This is a genomic window from Bosea sp. AS-1 (assembly GCF_002220095.1).
Classification (GTDB): domain Bacteria; phylum Pseudomonadota; class Alphaproteobacteria; order Rhizobiales; family Beijerinckiaceae; genus Allobosea.
Genome location: NZ_CP022372.1, coordinates 314,504 through 330,003, shown reverse-complemented (window position 1 = coordinate 330,003; position 15,500 = coordinate 314,504). Strand labels below are relative to the sequence as shown.

The following is a 15,500-nucleotide window of genomic DNA, read 5'->3' as shown; positions in this document are numbered from 1 at the left end:
CCATCATGCTCGGGCAGCATCCTGCGCGACCCGAGCATGATGGCTGACCGCACCGACCATTCTGATGGGCAGGCCATGACCGATCCCACCCCTCTCCTCTCGCTGCGCGGCATCGGCAAGAGCTACGGTGCCGTCGTCGCCGTGCGCGAAGTCGATCTCGACATTTTCCCTGGCGAGGTGGTCGCGCTGTGCGGCGACAACGGCGCAGGCAAGTCGAGCCTGATCAAGGTGATCTCAGGCGCTGAGGAGGCGACCAGCGGCACCATCAGCATGCGGGGAAAGCCAGTCGTCTTCGGCTCGCCGCATGACGCGCTTAGCCATGGCGTCGCGACGATCTACCAGGATCTGGCGCTGGCCCCGCGCCTCTCCATCGCCCAGAACGTCTTCATGGGTTCGGAGCTGACGAAGCCGGTCCTGCTGCCCTTCCTGCGCGTCCTCGACAAGAGGAAGATGCTCGCTGAATCGCAGCGCTACCTTTCGCAGCTCTCCGCCGCCGTCACCGACATGACCCGGCCCGTCGAGCGGCTCTCGGGCGGCCAGCGCCAGGCGGTCGCGATCTCGCGCGCGCTGCGCTGGAATGCTGAGATCATCATCATGGACGAGCCGACGGCGGCGCTCGGCGTCAAGGAGAGCGCGCTCGTCCTCGACCTCATCCGCAAACTCAAGGCGGATGGCCGCACCGTCATCCTGATCAGCCACAACATGCGCGACGTCGTGGCGCTGGCAGACCGCGTCGTGATCATGGGCACGGGCCGCAAATACGTCGACCGGCCTCTCGGCGACCTGACCGCTGACGACATTGCCCATATGATCATGGCCGGCAACGCCAAGGCGGCCTGATGCGCGAAACCATCGTCATCGACACCGATCCGGGGCAGGACGACGCCGTCGCGCTGCTCCTCGCTTTCGCCAGCGCGAGCGAAATCGATCTCAAGGCGATCACCACCGTCGCCGGCAATGTCCCGGTCACGCAGACCACGGCGAATGCCCTGCGCATCCGTGACCTCGGCAAGCGTGGCGATGTTCCGGTCTATTGCGGCGCGGAGGGGCCGCTCCTCCTCCCGCTCGAAACCGCCGAATTCGTCTGCGGCCCAGACGGCCTCGCAGGCGCGAACCTCCCCGCTCCAGCCAGCGAAGCCGCACCGGGCCACGCCGTGCAGGCGATCATCGATCTCTGCCGCGCCGCACCCGAGGGCGGCATCACGCTCTGCCCGCTCGGGCCATTGACCAATCTGGCTTTGGCATTCCGCCTTGCCCCCGACATTCTGCCCAGGGTGAAACGCATCGTGCTGATGGGCGGCGCGATCGGGCTCGGCAACATCACGCCGGCCGCCGAATTCAACGCCTATGTCGACCCGCATGCCGCGGCGGTCGTCTTCGGCTGCGGCCAGCCGATCGTAATGTTCGGCCTCGGCGTCACACTGCAAGCCATTGCCAGCCACGACCAGATCGCCCGCATCGGCGCGCTCGGCAATGCTGCCGGCAGGGCCGTCCACGGCATGCTCACCCGGCCCCGCCCCGGTGGTCTCGGTAGCGACGGGCATCCGATGCACGACCCCTGCGTCATCGCCTGGCTGCTCTGGCCGGAGCTGTTCGAGGGACGCGACTGCTTCGTCGCGGTCGAGACCGGCGACGGCCCGCTGCGCGGGCGCACCACCATCGACTGGAACAACCGTCTCAAACAGGCACCCAACGCCCATGTCGTCTCGGCCGTGAAGGCCCATGAGCTGTTCGAGCGGATGATCGAGCGCCTCGCCACCTTGCCTTGAAGGGTCGCCCCATGCCGCATTTCGTCGAAGCGCTGCAGCAGGAGGCGGCCGACGCCATCGCGCAGATGCAGGAGACCGCGCTACGGGCGCGCCACGCCCATGCCCGCGCCGAACTGATGCGCCACATGCTGACCACCGCCCGCAAGGTGAAGGACAAGCCCAAGGCCGAGGCGGTCGAGACCGTGGTGCGGGAGTGGATGGACGCCTGGAACCTCGCGCGCACCGACTGGCCGCATATCGCCCGCGAGATGGAGGCATTCACCGAGGCCTTCCACGATTATGCGAATGATCCGAGCGACGCCCATGACGAGCGGCTGCGTGAAGCCTGCGTCGCGCTCGATATCGTGCTGGACAAAGAGGGCACCTCGATCTCCGACCAGATGGCCTTCCGTTCGCAATGCGCTCATGGCTGGTGGGAGCAGGTGAAGCCGGTTCCCGCTGACCTGCCCGGCCGCAAGCCGCGGCCCTCCGTGCCGGGACCTGAATCCGGCAAAGCATTCTGGGAAGCCGGCTGCGCGGATTTCTGCCGGTAGCGGATGTTGTTCCAAGCCCTCATTCTGAGGGCTTGGAAAACTTGCTCAGCTCTCGACGAACTGCATCCGGTGCAGCCGGGCATAGGCGCCGTCACGCGTCAGCAGGTCGTCATGGCTGCCGGTCTCGACGATCTTGCCCTCGTCCATCACGACGATCAGGTCGGCCTCGCGGATGGTCGAAAGCCGGTGCGCGATGACGAGGGTCGTGCGCCCCTTCATCAGCGTCGCCAGCGCCTGCTGGACCAGGCGCTCGGATTCGGTATCGAGCGCGCTCGTCGCCTCGTCGAGCAAGAGGATCGGTGCATCCTTCAAGATCGCGCGGGCGATGGCGACGCGCTGGCGCTCGCCGCCCGAAAGCTTGTGGCCGCGCTCGCCGACCGAAGCGTCGTAGCCGCCCGGCATCGCCATGATGAAATCATGCGCCGCCGCCGCCTGGGCCGCCGCGACGATTTCGGCCTCGCTGGCACCAGGACGTCCGAAGGCGATGTTGGCCCGCACCGTGTCGTCGAAGAGCACAACGTCCTGGCTGACGACGCCGATCTGGTGGCGCAGGCTCGTCAGCGTCACGTCGCGCAGGTCCTGCCCGTCGATCTCGATCCGTCCTCCGGTCGGGTCGTAGAGTCGCGGCACCAGCGCGAGCAGCGTCGACTTGCCGGAGCCGGAGCGCCCGACCAGCGCCGTGGTCTTGCCGCCTTGCGCCACGAGGTCGATGCCTTCCAGCGCACGCTGGTCCTCGCGATAGCGGAAGCGCAGATGGCGGAATGCGATTCCGCCGGCGGCGATCGCGAGCGGCTTGGCGCCGGGCCGGTCGACGATCTTCGGCTTCTCGTCGAGCAGCGCGTAGTAGCGCTTCAGCGAGGCGCCGGCCTCCTGCACGATGGCGTTGAGATTGCCGAGCGAGCGCATCGGCTGGGCAGCGAGCAGCAGTGCCGAGACATAGCCGGTGAAATCGCCGACGGTCGACGAACCCGAGGTGATGCGTACGCCGATCGCGGCGAGAACGCCGGCAACGGCGATGCCTCCGCCGACTTCGAGCAGCGGATCGAGCCGGCCGCGGGCATTGGCCGACTTCATCTTGAGCGCCCGGATCGTCTCGAAGGCGCTGGCGGCTCGCTGCTTCAGATAGGGTTCCAGTGAATCGGTCTTGGCGACGCGCGCGCCTTGCAGGCTCTCGGTGACGAGGCTCGCCATGATGCCCGTCTGCTCCTGCTGGGAGTTGGCCATGCGCCGAAGCTTCTTGCCGATTCGGCCGATCGGATGGGCGATCACGGGCGCGATCAGCAACACCACCAGCGTCATCTGCCAGTCGATCCAGAACAGCGCGCCGATCAGGGCGATCGCCGTCACCACGTCGCGGATGGCGATGTTGACGATGCGCGTCAGTGCCTCCTTCACAAAGGTGAAGTCGGTGGTGAAGCGCTGCGTGAGGGAGGCCGGGTTTTCCTTCTGGAGCTGCGCGAGATCGGCATCGATCAGGTGGCCGTAGAGCTCCGTCTGCATGTCGGCCTCAATCCGGCTGACGACATTGTTGGTCATCACCGTCTGGGCCAGCAGCGAGAAGCCCTTGATCGCGGTGACGATGACCACCACGGTCGCGACCGCGTTGATCACGCCGATATCGTAGTTGATCGATTTCGAGACCAGGCGCTCCATGCGTCGCACGAAGCCGGTCGATTCGGCCGTCAGCGGGTCGGCGAAGGCGTCGAAGGCCGCCTTGATCAGGAGCGGATAGAAGCTCGTCGTCGCCGCGATGACCACGACCAGCGCCAGGATCATCGCCATCTGCGGCAGGTAGCGGCTGATCTGCTCACGCCAGACGCGGGCGAAGAGCGCGAGGGTATCGTCGGTGACGCGGCCGATCTTCATGGGCCGCGCCCTACCATGCCGCACCGCCAAGCGCCACTGGCGCATGGCGCGAAGAAGCCAGGGGGTCTTGCTCCGGACACGAAGCTGTCCTCCCATGGCGCGAACGACTCAGGAGACTCCATGCCTTCATCCCCGCCGGCGCAGCCGGGCCAGAGCTTCGCCGAGATCGATACCCCGGCACTGGTGCTCGATCTCGACGCCTTCGAGCGTAACCTCGTCGCCATGGCGGCGTTCAGCGAAGCTCACGGGATTCGTCTGCGGCCGCATGCCAAATCACATAAAAGTCCGGAGATCGCGCTGCGCCAGATCGCCCATGGGGCCGTCGGGCAGTGCTGCCAGAAGGTCTCGGAGGCGGAAATCCTTGTCGCCGGCGGCGTTGGCGACGTGCTCGTGACCAACGAGATCGCCAGCCCCGCCAAGCTCGACCGCCTCGCCATTCTCGCCCGCACGGCCCGGATCGGCCTCTGCGTCGACCACGCCGACGGCGTGCGCGACGCGGCCGAAGCCGCAGCGCGCCACGACGTGGTGCTCGATGTCATGGTCGAGATCGATGTCGGCGGGCGCCGTTGCGGCGTTGCGCCTGGCGAAGCGGCCGTCCGCGTCGCCGAAGCGGTCGCGCGTTCGAACACGCTGCGCTTCGCCGGGATCCAAGCCTATCACGGCTCCGCCCAGCACATGCGCTCCATCGACGAGCGCAGCGAGGCCATCGAGCGCGCGGGGCTCGCCGCGCGCAACACCGTCGAGCGCCTCGCCCAGGCTGGGCTCGAATGCCCGATCATCAGCGGCGCCGGTACCGGCACCTACGAGCTCGAGACGCAATCGGGCATCTGGAACGAGCTTCAATGCGGCTCTTACATCTTCATGGACGCCGACTATGCCCGCAATCGCCAGGCTGACGGCTCGCCCTTCCGCAGCTTCGAGCACGCCCTGTTCGTGCTCGCAGGCGTGATGAGCAAGCCGGTGCCGGACCGCGCCATCGTCGATGCGGGGCACAAGAGCGCCTCCGTCGATTCCGGCATGCCCGTGCCGTTCCAGCGCGAGGGCGCGATCTACACCAAGCCCTCCGATGAGCACGGGATCCTGACCGGCGACCCGATCGCACTGCCGCATCGCGGCGACCGCATCCTGCTGATCCCCGGCCATTGCGACCCGACCGTGAACCTCCACGACTGGTATGTGTGCGTACGCGGCCTGCACAGCCCGGACGCCCATGTCGAAGCGGTCTGGCCCGTGGCCGCGCGGGGCGCCGTGACCTGACTTTCCCGGATGCTGCCGAGTTTGCCCTTCGGCTGGCGGCGCCGGCTGCGCGGATGACGCTCCGGCTCGACCTGATGCGCGGCAACGCCCTGCCGCCGCTCGATGAAAGCTGGGACTGGCCGGTCGCGCCCTTCGGCGAAGCCGCGCCCGATCGCGAGACCGTGCACCGCATCTGCGCCTGGCGCGATTTCCGAGCGGCGCCTCCTTAAGGCCGCCAACCGCCTTCCGCCACAGGAGCCGTCTCCGCGGCCTCTTCGCGGCGCGCCTCCTCGACCACGGCGAAGAGCGCGCGCAATGCCGCATCGACGCCCTCGCCCGAGGCGGCCGAGAGGATGATCGGCATCCGCTTCGCTGCCCGCTTCAGGCGCGCGACCTGCTCCTTGAGCAGTTCCGGCGACAGCGCGTCAGCCTTGGAGAGCGCGACGATTTCCGGCTTGTCGGCCAGACCTTCGCCGTAGGCCTCCAGCTCCTCGCGTACAATCTTGTAGGCCTTGCCGGCATGCTCGCTCGTGCCTTCGACCAGATGCAGCAGCACGCGGCAGCGTTCGATATGACCGAGGAAGCGATCGCCGAGGCCGTGCCCCTCATGCGCGCCCTCGATCAACCCCGGGATATCGGCCAGCACCATCTCATGCCCGTCGACGCGCACGACGCCGAGCCCGGGATGCAAGGTGGTGAAGGGATAATCCGCGATCTTCGGCTTGGCCGCCGTCACCGTCGCGAGGAAGGTCGACTTTCCGGCATTCGGCAGGCCGACGAGCCCTGCATCGGCGATGAGCTTGAGCCGCAGCCAGACCCAGCGCTCCTCGCCCGGCAGGCCGGGATTGGCATGGCGCGGCGCCTGGTTGGTCGAGGTCTTGAAATAGGCGTTGCCGAAGCCGCCATTACCGCCCTTGCACAGCACGAAGCGCTGCCCCGGCTCGGTCAGATCGGCGATCTTGGTCTCGCCATCCTCGTCGAGGATCTCGGTGCCCGGCGGCACCTTCAGCACCACGGCCGGCGAATTCGCGCCGTGGCGATCCTTGCCCATGCCGTGCTCGCCGGTCTTGGCCTTGAAATGCTGCTGATAGCGGTAGTCGATCAGCGTGTTCAGGCCCTGCACGCATTCGACGACGATGTCGCCGCCGCGCCCGCCGTCGCCGCCATTGGGGCCGCCGAACTCGATGAACTTTTCGCGGCGAAAGGAGACGCAGCCGGCGCCGCCGTCACCCGCCTTCACATAGATCTTGGCCTGGTCGAGGAATTTCATGGGTTCTCACTAGTGATCGCGGGGCGCAAGGGCAATCCGCCACGTCACGCCGCCAATCGGAAAGCGCTCATTTCCTCGCGCAGGGCATCGGCGAAGCGCTGCGCGGCCAATCCCGGATGCGGCGCCATGATCAATCCCACCGTGAGCTCGAACAGCGGCGGCAGGTCTTCCGCCGGCCCCAGGCGGCGCAGCGTGGGCGGCACTGCGCTTTCGGTAATGGCCGTGACGCAGAAGCCGCCCTCCACCGCCGAGAGAACGCCGGAGGTATGCGAGCAGGAGAACACCAACCGATACGCCTTGCCGGCCATGCTCAGCGCCGCAAGGATGCGCGAGCGAGCGCGGCAGCCTTCCGAGAACAGAGCGAGCGGCAGGGTCTCCTGCAGCTCCGGCCGATGGCCGCGCGCCGCTACCCAGATCATCGGTTCGCGCCGCAACACCTCCCCGACGGGCCGGTTAGGGTCCTGCGAGACCACGGCGAGGTCGAGCTCGCCGGCCTTGAGCGCCGGTTCGATCCGTTTCGAAAGGTCGCAATGCACCTCCAGCTCGACCTTGGGATGCTCGACCGCGAAACGCGCGATCAGCGGCCTGAGATAGGCATCCATGTAGTCGTCCGGTACGCCGATGCGCAGCCGGCCCGACGGCGTCTCGCCCCCAAGATCGGCCAATGCCTCGCGCTCGACGGCGAGCAGCCGCCTTGCATGGGCGATCAGCCGCTCGCCGGCATCCGTCGGCGTCACGCCACGCCGAGAGCGCTCCAGCAGCTTGTGGCCGAGCTGGCTTTCGAGATCCTGGATCCGCACCGAGATCGCCGATTGCGTGCGGCCGAGCCGGGCACTGGCGGCGGTGAAGCCGCCGGTTTCGGCGACCGCAACCAGCATCCCGAGCGCGGCGAGATCGAAATGACCGTTCATCACGGGCCTCCATCGGGCATTTCGCGGAAAAACGGGCGCCGGCTTTCCGCGTTGGAAAGGCGTCTGCGTACAGATCTGGAACGCAGGTCTTCCATCGATTTTAAGAATGGTTAAATCAGTATAATCCGTTTTTCCGATACGAGAAAGCGGTCTATAGGAACGCTCGACCGGCAAGCCGGCCGATGCGGGAGGGCGAAGGAAGCTTTCCGGGTCAGGCTGTCGGCATAGAAGCAGCCCATCATGTCCGCGCCAGCCATTCCCGTCCGCCCCGCTTCGCCGGCGCTCGCCATGTTCGTCGCCCTGTTTGCGGGTGCGACCTTCATCGGTTTCTCAGGCATCTTCGTTCGGCTGAGCGATGTCGGCCCGGCAGCCGCAGGCTTCTGGCGGATGCTCTTCGCCATGCCGGTGCTGGTCTCCTGGACCGCCTTCGAGCGGCGTAAGCCGCGGGGCGCAGCTCCGCTGGGCAGCGGCGCCCTCGGCGCGACCGCGCTCGCGGGCCTGCTGTTCGGCATCGACGTTGCGCTCTTCAACGCCTCGCTCGGCTTCACGACGATCGCCAACGCCTCGCTGCTCGGCAATCTCGCGCCCGTCGGCGTCGTGCTCGGCGGCTGGCTGATCCTGGGCGACAAGCCCACGCGCCGCATCCTCGGCGCGCTGATGCTGGCGATCGCCGGCGCGTTGCTGCTGGTTCTTCCGAAATTCACCGGCAATCCCGCGGCCTCGAGCAATCTCTTCGGCGATTCCCTCGCCTTTGGCGCGGCGATGTCCTACGCCGCCTACATCCTCGCCGTTGGCCGTGCGCGCGGCCGCGCCGATGCCGGGCTGGTCAGCCTGATCTCCAGCCTCGTCTGCGCGGTCTTCTGCCTCGTCGCTGCACTGGTGCTGCACGAGCAGATCATCCCGATGAGCCTGCAGGGTTGGCTCGCGGTGATCGGGCTCGGCCTCGTCTCGCACGCGCTGGGCCAGGGGCTGATCACGCTCTCGCTCGGCAGCTATGGCGCCAGCGCCGCCTCGCTCGTCATGGTCTGGCCGGCGCTGGTCAGCGTGCTCGCCGCCTGGGCGATCTTCGGCGAGCAGCCGACCCCGGTGCAGGCGTTCGGCGGCGTCGCCATCCTAGCCGCCGTGCTGATGGTGCGGCGCGGCTGACGGGGATATTGGGTCCGAGCGAGCCTCGGCCCGGATCAGCTTCTCTCTTCCAACGGCCAGACTTCGACAACGCCATGCGCCACCGCGCACGGCACCTGCGAGACCTTTTCGATGGCCTCGTCCTGGTCGGCGGCCTCGATGATGGCGAAACCGGCGATCGGCAGGCCAGACGACATGAACGCCCCCTCGCGGATTTCCACGCCGAGGGCCTCTGTATTACGGACTTGCACCGGCATGCCGGCAATTCCCATTACCGCGCCTTCGGCCCTCAGCTTCGCATCCCGGGCATGGGCGGCGTCTCTGACCGAGCTGGATGTGCGGGCGTAGCCGGCCGCGTCGCCATATCCGATCGTGACGAACTTGGGCATGGACGTGCCTCCCTTGGCTCGAAGCCGCCTCTCACTCGGCCGCGACCGCATACCTCAACACCACAGTGCCGTTCTTCAACGGCCGGCTTTCCAGCAGCGCCATCTTCCGCCGTTCGCTACCCTCCTTGAAGAGCCGCGTGCCTTGCCCGAGCCGCACCGGCACCAGCGCGAGCATCAGCTCGTCGATCTGCTTCTCTTTCAGCAGCGAATCGACCAGCTCGGCGCTGCCGAAGACGAAAATATCCTTGCCCGGAGCAGCCCGTCGTTTCGCGATCTCGCCGACGATGTCGGCCGTAACGCTGGTGTTGTTCCAATCGGAGCCGGTGAGGCTGCGCGAGGCGACGAGCTTCGGCAGCGCGTTCATATAGGCCTTGGTCTCCGTCTCCTCCTCGGCCGTCGTCCAGTAGGTCTTCATGCCCTCATAGGTGACCCGGCCAAAGACAAGCAGCCCGGCCCTGTTGCCGAAGTCCCGGCTCAGCTCGGCCAGCTCCTCGCCCCAGGCATCGTTGTGGAAGCTCAGATCCCACTTCTCCGCCCCTTCGAAGAAGCCGTCCAGTGTCACCAGATTCCAGACAATCAGCTTGGCCATGGCATTCCCTCCGCTAACCAGTTGCGAATTGCAATCAGTTGCTGTGTAGCTGAACTGATTTTATATTGCAACTGGTTTGGAGGTAAGCATGCGTGAGATCGGCCGTTCGGGCTGTCCGATCAACCTGACGTTGGAAATCCTGGGAGATCGCTGGAGCCTGATCGTCCTGCGCGACATCATGTTCGGCAACCGCCGGCATTTTCGCGAATTGCTGGCGAAGTCAGACGAAGGCATCGCCTCGAACATCCTCGCCGATCGGCTGAAACGGCTGGTCGAACGGGGGCTTCTCTCGCGCCGAGACGACGCTACCCACAAGCAGAAGGCAATCTACAGCCTGACCGAGATGGGCATCGCGCTCGTACCCGTCTTCGCCGCGATGGGCGACTGGGGCCGACGTTTCCTGCCCGTCACCGAGGAGCTGTCGATCCGCGCCGAAATCCTGGCCGAAGGCGGCCCGGATCTCTGGGAGCGCTTCATGCAGGAGCTGCGGCACCTGCATCTCGACGCGCCCAAGCCCGAGCAATCCGTGCTGGAAGAACTGACACAGGCCTATCGGGACGCACTGGCGCGGAAACAGGAGAAAGCCGAAGCCTCCTCCTGACCTCTCACTCCGCCGCGAGCCGTGGCGGCATCTTGCGGCCCATCGCCTCCGCCGTCGCCTCGCCCGGCGTCGCATGCTCGGGGTCGTGGATCGGCTCCCAGCTGCTTTCGTCTTCCGCCTTGCTGAAGAAGCGGCCGAAGAGGCGCCCCGTCAGATGCGAGAGATCGTCCATCACCGCATAGAAGGATGGCACGAAGATGAGCGAGAGCATCGTCGACACGATCAACCCGCCGATCACCGCGATCGCCATCGGCGCGCGGAACTCGCCGCCGTCCCCGACACCATAGGCCGAGGGCATCATGCCCGCCGCCATGGCGATGGTCGTCATCAGGATCGGGCGCGCGCGCTTGCGGCCGGCTTCGAGCAGCGCCGTCATCCGGTCCTTGCCACGGCCGACCTCCTCCACCGCGAAATCGACCAGCATGATCGCGTTCTTGGTGACGATGCCCATCAGCATGAGCAGGCCGATATAGACTGGCATCGAGACGGCGTTGTGCGTCGCCAGCAGAGCAATCACCACGCCGCCGAAGGAGAGCGGCAGCGAGAGCAGGATGGTGATCGGCTGGAAGACCGAGCCGAAGAGCAGGATCAGCACCGTCAGCACCAGCATCAGGCCGGTGGTCATCGCGGTGATGAAGCCGTCCACGACCTCGCCCTGGATCTCGGCATCGCCCGTCGCAGCGACCCAGACCCCCGACGGCAGGCCGACCTCCTTGACGATCTCCTGGAACTTGTCCTGCGCGGTGCCGAGTTCGAAGCCGCGCTTGAGGTCGGCGCCGATCTGCGCGCGCCGGACCCGGTCGTAGCGGTCGATCGAGCTCGGCCCCTCGCCGAAGCCGACATCGGCGACGGCGGTCAGCGGGATCGAAACGCCACTGGCATTGGTCACGCGCAGCGCAGCGATGTTGCGCATGTCGGTGCGGGCCGCCTCGTCGAGCTGGACGCGGATCGGCACCTGCCGATCGCCGGCGTTGAACTTGGCGAGGTTGGCGCCGACATCGCCGATGGTCGCGACGCGTACCGCCTCCGAGATCGCCTCGGGCGTGACGCCGAGATTGGCAGCCTCCTCCAGCTTCGGCGTGACGCGCAGCTCCGGCCGGCTCAGCGAGCCCGCGGTCGCGACGTTGAGATAGCCCGGCACCTCGCGCATCCGCGCCTCGATGCGCGCGACGGCCTCGTCCAGCGCATCGCCATCCTTCGACAGGATCGAGAAGGCCATCTCGCGCTCGCCCCGCTCGTTGACATACCAGGCGCGCACGTCGGGCACGCTGGCGAGCTTCTCGGCGATGGTGACCTTGAGCTCCTTCTGCTTGATGTCGCGCTCCGCCTTCGGCTTCAGCAGGATGAAGACGGCAGCGCGCCGTACCTCGCGCTGGCCGGTGGGTGAAGCGCCGCCGAGCACGAAGACGTCGCGCACTTCCGGAATGGTCTTGAGCGCATCGACAAGCTTGTCCGTGGTGACGCGGGTGTCGTCGAGCGTCGCGCCTGGCGGCAGCTCCACCGAGGCCACGACGCGCGAGGTATCCTCGTCCGGGATGAAGCCCGTCGGCAGCAGCTGCGTCGCCTGGATCGAGCCGAACAGGAAGAGGAAGCCGACGATCAGCGTCGCATAGGCCGTGTTGAACGGCAGCGTCCGCCATCCACCTGAACCGTCCAAGCGCGGGAAGAACGGGATGCGCCGCTTCTTCAGCGTGCTCTTCAGCAGCCCGACATAGCCGCTCATGATCCAGCCGTCCTTGGGATCGGCATGCTTCACCGGCCGCATCAGATAGGCGGCCATCATCGGCGTGATCAGGCGCGCCACCAGGAGCGAGAACAGCACCGCGACGGCGACAGTCAGGCCGAACTGCCGGAAATACTGCCCGGCGATGCCGCCCATGAAGGAGACCGGCGCGAAGATCGCGACGATGGTCAGGGTGATCGCGATGACGGCAAGCCCGATCTCGTCGGCCGCCTCCATCGCGGCACGATAAGGCGATTTGCCCATCTTCATGTGCCGGACGATGTTCTCGATCTCGACGATGGCATCGTCGACCAGGATGCCGGTCACCAGCGTGATGCCGAGCAGACTGACGAGATTAAGCGAGAAGCCCATCAGCTCCATCGCCCAGAACGTAGGGATGGCCGAAAGCGGCAGGGCGATCGCGGTGATCAGAGTGGCACGCCAGTTGCGCAGGAACAGGAAGACGACGATGACGGCGAGCGCCGCACCTTCCAGCAACGTCTCCATCGCCGCCTTGTAGTTGCCGTGGGTATAGGCCACGGCATCGTCGATCGGCGTTATCTTGATATCCGGATAGCGCTTGTTGAGCTCGTCGATGCGCTGCTGGACGACCTCCTTCACCGACAACTCGCTCGAGCCCTTCGAGCGGAACACGGCGAAGGTGACAACCGGATTCTTGTTGAGCCGCCCGAAGGCACGTGGCTCGGAATTCGAATCCTCGACGCGGCCAAGATCCTTGAGCCGCACCTCGCGCCCGCCGGTCAGCGTGATCTTGGTCTCGGCCAGCTCGGCGACCGTCTTGGCGCCAGCGAGCGTGCGGATCGCCTGCTCCTGCCCGCCGACCTCGCCACGCCCGCCCGCGAGATCGACATTGGTCGCCCGCACCTGCCGGTTGACCTCGCCAGCGGTGATGCCGAGCGCCAGCAGCCGGTCCGGATCGAGCGAGATCCGGATTTCGCGATCGACACCGCCATAGCGCTCGACCCGGCCGACGCCCTTCAGCCCCTGCAACTCGCGCGCGACGACATCGTCGACATGCCAGGAGAGCTGCTCGAGAGTCATGCCGGCCGAGGCCGCGCCATAGGTCAGGATCGACTGGCCCTCGACGTCGATGCGCTGGATCACCGGCTCGTCGATGGTGCGCGGCAAATCCGCCCGGATCTTGGCGATGGCATCCTTGACGTCGTTGACGGCGCGGTCGGTATTGGTTTCGAGCCGGAACTCGATCAGCGTCAGCGACTGCCCGTCGGTCAGCGTCGAGGTGACGTGCTTGACGCCGGGAACATTGGCGACCGAATCCTCGACGCGCTTGGTGACCTGGCTTTCGAGCTCGGCTGGAGCGGCGCCGGACTGCGTCACCGTCACCGAGATCAGCGGAATGTCGATGTTCGGGAAGCGCGTGACCGGCAGCTTCGAGAAGGCGAGCAGGCCAAGCACGCACAGCACGACGAAGAGCAGGATCGCGGGAACCGGCTTTCGGATCGACCAGGCGGAGAAGTTGATGCGCATCGCCCGCCCCGTCAGTTCGTCGCGACCGGCGTGATCAGATCGCCGTCGCGCACGAAGGTGCCGGCGCGCGCCACCACCGTCTCGCCCGCAGCGAGGCCACTTGCGATCTCGGCCCGGCCGCCGCCGGTGAGGCCGAGCGTCACCTTGCGCGTTTTGATCTTGCCGTTCTGGACGGTCTGCACGGTCGGCCCGCTGCGCGTATAGGTGATGGCCGAAAGCGGCAGGGTGACCGTCTGCTTGCGGCCGGTCTCGATCGCCCCGCGTGCAAAGGAGCCGATCGCGACCGGCGGGTTGCCCTCGAGCGCGACGCGCACCCGGCCGAGCCGCGAGGCCTTGTCGACCTCCGGAGCGATCAGGCGGATCGTGCCCTTGAGTGCCTCCTTGGCGCCGGCGGGCGTGACAGCGACCGACTGTCCGATCTTCAACGCCGGGATGTCGACTTCGGCGACCTGCGCTTCAAGCTCCACGGCGCCGTCGGCGATGATCCGGTAGAGCGGCTCCGAGGTCGGCAGCATACTTGCCGTTGCGCCAAGCTTGGCGGTGCGACGGCTGACGATGCCGGCTTGCGGCGCCTTGATCTCGGTTCGCGCCAGCTTGACGTCGATATCCCGCCCCTGGGCTTTCGCCAGGACGAGATCGGCATTGGCGATGGCGAGCGCCTGGCGCGCGGAATTGGCGCGGGCCTGGGCCGAGCGCGCGGCGGCAGCGCGCTGATCGTAGGTCTCGACGCTGGCATTGCCGCTGTCGCGCAGGGCCTTCGTCCGGTCGAAGGCATTGTTGGCCTGCACCAGATTGGCGTCGGCCTCGGCGATCTGGGCATTGGTCTGCGCGATCGCTGCTTCGGCGCGGGCGATCTGGGCGTCGTTCTGCGCCTTCTGTACGTCGAGCGTCGTGCGATCGAGCCGCAGCAGGACCTGGCCTTGCGTAACCTTGTCGCCCTCCTCCGCCAGCACAGCCACGATCGACAGCCCGTCGACCTGCGGCGAGACCAGCACCTCCTCGCGCGCGATGATCGAGCCGGAGACGAGGACGCTCTGGACGATCTCTGTCGTCTTGGCATGGGTGACGGTCACGGACGGGCCCGCCGCAGACGCTTCCGCGGAAGGTTCGGCGAGAGCCGGCGCGGCAGCCGTCGCGAGGAGCAGGACCGCTGGAAACAGGGCACGCAGGACGGGAGCGAGAAAATTCATCGGAGCGGACTCGGCTGCAATGGCAAGACGACGCGGCGCGGCAGGATCGGGCGTCACGATTGCGTCTCCATTGATTGCATCTGCGTTGCAGGGAGTGGCATGGCGTGGGCGAGCGCGCGCATGCTCCTGAACAGGACGTCGGCGCCGACGTCGGCGTCGAAACTGGATTCGATGGCACGGCGGCAAAAAAATCCGTCGGCCATCATCGAGATCGCCAGCAGAAAGCTTTGCTCGTCGAGATCCGCCGGGAGCTCGCCCGTCCGCTTGGCCTCCGAGAGCGCGGCGACGAGGCCGCCGATCAAGGTTTCCTCGATCCCCGCGCACATTCGCGCCATGTCCTCGTTGCGCGCGGCCTCGGCCCAGATCTGCAACGCGATCACCGCCTTCTCGCGCGGCTGGTGCACGAGATGCTTGCGGCCCAGCTCCTCGAGCTGGTCGAGCAGCGGCCCCCGGCTCGGGCAGAGCGCCGCGAAATCCGCTGCGATCGTGCTGCGGTCGCGCTCTGCCATGCCCGCGATGATCGCATCCTTGGAGTTGAAGTAGCGATAAAGATTGCCCGGGCTCATCCCGGCCTCGGCCGCCACGTCCTGCATCGTCGCGGTATGAAAGCCAGCGCGCGCGAAGACATGCTCGGCTGCGTCGAGAATGCGGATATGGCGCTCGGAGAGCGTAGGTTCGGTGGGAGCGACGATGAGATGCGGGGGCATTGCTGGCAAAAGATGAGAATGAACGTTCATTCTCATCGCAGCCGATTGTGGCGAGGTCAAGGAGAGGCCGTCTGCCACGGTT

At 66.8% G+C, this 15,500-nt stretch carries 15 protein-coding genes; 7 read left to right on the top strand and 8 right to left on the bottom strand.

The annotated features are described in order from the left end of the window. The first annotated feature begins 75 nt into the window (after positions 1-75). Genes CE453_RS03255 through CE453_RS03245 form a run of 3 tightly spaced genes read left to right on the top strand, consistent with a single transcriptional unit; the run spans position 76 to position 2,302 of the window. Entirely contained in the window at positions 76-840 is a 765-nt protein-coding gene (locus tag CE453_RS03255) for an ATP-binding cassette domain-containing protein (protein WP_089177678.1), read from the top strand. Further along, entirely contained in the window at positions 840-1,769 is a 930-nt protein-coding gene (locus tag CE453_RS03250) for a nucleoside hydrolase (protein WP_198302245.1), read from the top strand. The genes CE453_RS03255 and CE453_RS03250 overlap by 1 nt, the downstream gene beginning before the upstream one ends. Positions 1,770-1,780: 11 nt before the next feature. Continuing rightward, positions 1,781-2,302 carry a hypothetical protein gene (locus tag CE453_RS03245; protein WP_089173273.1) on the top strand — a complete coding sequence of 174 codons (522 nt, stop codon included), beginning with the start codon at positions 1,781-1,783 and terminating at the stop codon, positions 2,300-2,302. A gap of 45 nt (positions 2,303-2,347) precedes the next feature. On the opposite strand, the gene CE453_RS03240 is transcribed toward CE453_RS03245, so the two are convergent. Next, positions 2,348-4,168 carry an ABC transporter ATP-binding protein gene (locus CE453_RS03240; protein WP_089173272.1) on the bottom strand — a complete coding sequence of 607 codons (1,821 nt, stop codon included), beginning with the start codon at positions 4,166-4,168 and terminating at the stop codon, positions 2,348-2,350. Positions 4,169-4,288: 120 nt separating this feature from the next. On the opposite strand from CE453_RS03240, the gene CE453_RS03235 reads away from it, so the two are divergent. After that, positions 4,289-5,425 (top strand): DSD1 family PLP-dependent enzyme, encoded by a 1,137-nt coding sequence (locus tag CE453_RS03235; protein ID WP_089173271.1) that lies wholly within the window; start codon positions 4,289-4,291, stop codon positions 5,423-5,425. A gap of 53 nt (positions 5,426-5,478) precedes the next feature. Then, the gene (locus CE453_RS28420; RefSeq protein WP_157732883.1) at positions 5,479-5,634 is read left to right on the top strand and encodes a hypothetical protein; all 156 of its coding nucleotides are present in this window, start codon (positions 5,479-5,481) and stop codon (positions 5,632-5,634) included. Here the strand turns inward: CE453_RS28420 and obgE are convergent. Both obgE and CE453_RS03225 read right to left on the bottom strand, forming a co-directional pair. After that, positions 5,631-6,674 (bottom strand): GTPase ObgE, encoded by a 1,044-nt coding sequence (gene obgE / locus CE453_RS03230; RefSeq protein WP_089173270.1) that lies wholly within the window; start codon positions 6,672-6,674, stop codon positions 5,631-5,633. The genes CE453_RS28420 and obgE overlap by 4 nt on opposite strands. Positions 6,675-6,718: 44 nt before the next feature. Next, positions 6,719-7,585, bottom strand: a complete 867-nt coding sequence (locus CE453_RS03225; protein WP_089173269.1) for a LysR family transcriptional regulator — start codon at positions 7,583-7,585, stop codon at positions 6,719-6,721. 240 nt (positions 7,586-7,825) lie between these two features. On the opposite strand from CE453_RS03225, the gene CE453_RS03220 reads away from it, so the two are divergent. Beyond that, positions 7,826-8,731, top strand: coding sequence for a DMT family transporter (locus CE453_RS03220; protein WP_089173268.1), 906 nt, complete (start codon positions 7,826-7,828; stop codon positions 8,729-8,731). A gap of 35 nt (positions 8,732-8,766) precedes the next feature. Here CE453_RS03220 and CE453_RS03215 read toward each other — a convergent pair whose 3' ends face one another. Together CE453_RS03215 and CE453_RS03210 are read right to left on the bottom strand one after the other, a co-directional pair. Continuing rightward, complete coding sequence (locus tag CE453_RS03215) at positions 8,767-9,099, bottom strand: YciI family protein (protein WP_089177677.1); 333 nt, start codon at positions 9,097-9,099, stop codon at positions 8,767-8,769. Between the two features lie 31 nt (positions 9,100-9,130). Further along, a complete protein-coding gene (locus CE453_RS03210) occupies positions 9,131-9,688 on the bottom strand; it encodes a dihydrofolate reductase family protein (RefSeq protein ID WP_089173267.1) in 558 nt (185 codons plus the stop codon). 88 nt (positions 9,689-9,776) lie between these two features. Between CE453_RS03210 and CE453_RS03205 the strand changes: the two genes are divergently transcribed. Further along, a complete protein-coding gene (locus tag CE453_RS03205) occupies positions 9,777-10,289 on the top strand; it encodes a winged helix-turn-helix transcriptional regulator (protein WP_089173266.1) in 513 nt (170 codons plus the stop codon). 4 nt (positions 10,290-10,293) lie between these two features. On the opposite strand, the gene CE453_RS03200 is transcribed toward CE453_RS03205, so the two are convergent. From CE453_RS03200 to CE453_RS28415, 3 genes are read right to left on the bottom strand one after another with little or no spacing between them, the layout of a single operon-like run. Continuing rightward, positions 10,294-13,521 (bottom strand): efflux RND transporter permease subunit, encoded by a 3,228-nt coding sequence (locus CE453_RS03200; protein WP_089173265.1) that lies wholly within the window; start codon positions 13,519-13,521, stop codon positions 10,294-10,296. A gap of 11 nt (positions 13,522-13,532) precedes the next feature. Then, positions 13,533-14,768 carry an efflux RND transporter periplasmic adaptor subunit gene (locus CE453_RS03195; protein ID WP_089173264.1) on the bottom strand — a complete coding sequence of 412 codons (1,236 nt, stop codon included), beginning with the start codon at positions 14,766-14,768 and terminating at the stop codon, positions 13,533-13,535. Then, positions 14,765-15,448 (bottom strand): TetR/AcrR family transcriptional regulator, encoded by a 684-nt coding sequence (locus tag CE453_RS28415; RefSeq protein ID WP_157732882.1) that lies wholly within the window; start codon positions 15,446-15,448, stop codon positions 14,765-14,767. The genes CE453_RS03195 and CE453_RS28415 overlap by 4 nt, the downstream gene beginning before the upstream one ends. Positions 15,449-15,500: the final 52 nt, after the last annotated feature.

Coding starts and splice junctions, on each gene's coding strand:
- CE453_RS03255 (WP_089177678.1), top strand. CDS start 76: ATGACCGATCCCACCCCTCTCCTCTCGCTGCGCGGCATCGGCAAGAGC.
- CE453_RS03250 (WP_198302245.1), top strand. CDS start 840: ATGCGCGAAACCATCGTCATCGACACCGATCCGGGGCAGGACGACGCC.
- CE453_RS03245 (WP_089173273.1), top strand. CDS start 1,781: ATGCCGCATTTCGTCGAAGCGCTGCAGCAGGAGGCGGCCGACGCCATC.
- CE453_RS03240 (WP_089173272.1), bottom strand. CDS start 4,168: ATGAAGATCGGCCGCGTCACCGACGATACCCTCGCGCTCTTCGCCCGC.
- CE453_RS03235 (WP_089173271.1), top strand. CDS start 4,289: ATGCCTTCATCCCCGCCGGCGCAGCCGGGCCAGAGCTTCGCCGAGATC.
- CE453_RS28420 (WP_157732883.1), top strand. CDS start 5,479: ATGACGCTCCGGCTCGACCTGATGCGCGGCAACGCCCTGCCGCCGCTC.
- obgE (WP_089173270.1), bottom strand. CDS start 6,674: ATGAAATTCCTCGACCAGGCCAAGATCTATGTGAAGGCGGGTGACGGC.
- CE453_RS03225 (WP_089173269.1), bottom strand. CDS start 7,585: ATGAACGGTCATTTCGATCTCGCCGCGCTCGGGATGCTGGTTGCGGTC.
- CE453_RS03220 (WP_089173268.1), top strand. CDS start 7,826: ATGTCCGCGCCAGCCATTCCCGTCCGCCCCGCTTCGCCGGCGCTCGCC.
- CE453_RS03215 (WP_089177677.1), bottom strand. CDS start 9,099: ATGCCCAAGTTCGTCACGATCGGATATGGCGACGCGGCCGGCTACGCC.
- CE453_RS03210 (WP_089173267.1), bottom strand. CDS start 9,688: ATGGCCAAGCTGATTGTCTGGAATCTGGTGACACTGGACGGCTTCTTC.
- CE453_RS03205 (WP_089173266.1), top strand. CDS start 9,777: ATGCGTGAGATCGGCCGTTCGGGCTGTCCGATCAACCTGACGTTGGAA.
- CE453_RS03200 (WP_089173265.1), bottom strand. CDS start 13,521: ATGCGCATCAACTTCTCCGCCTGGTCGATCCGAAAGCCGGTTCCCGCG.
- CE453_RS28415 (WP_157732882.1), bottom strand. CDS start 15,448: ATGAACGTTCATTCTCATCTTTTGCCAGCAATGCCCCCGCATCTCATC.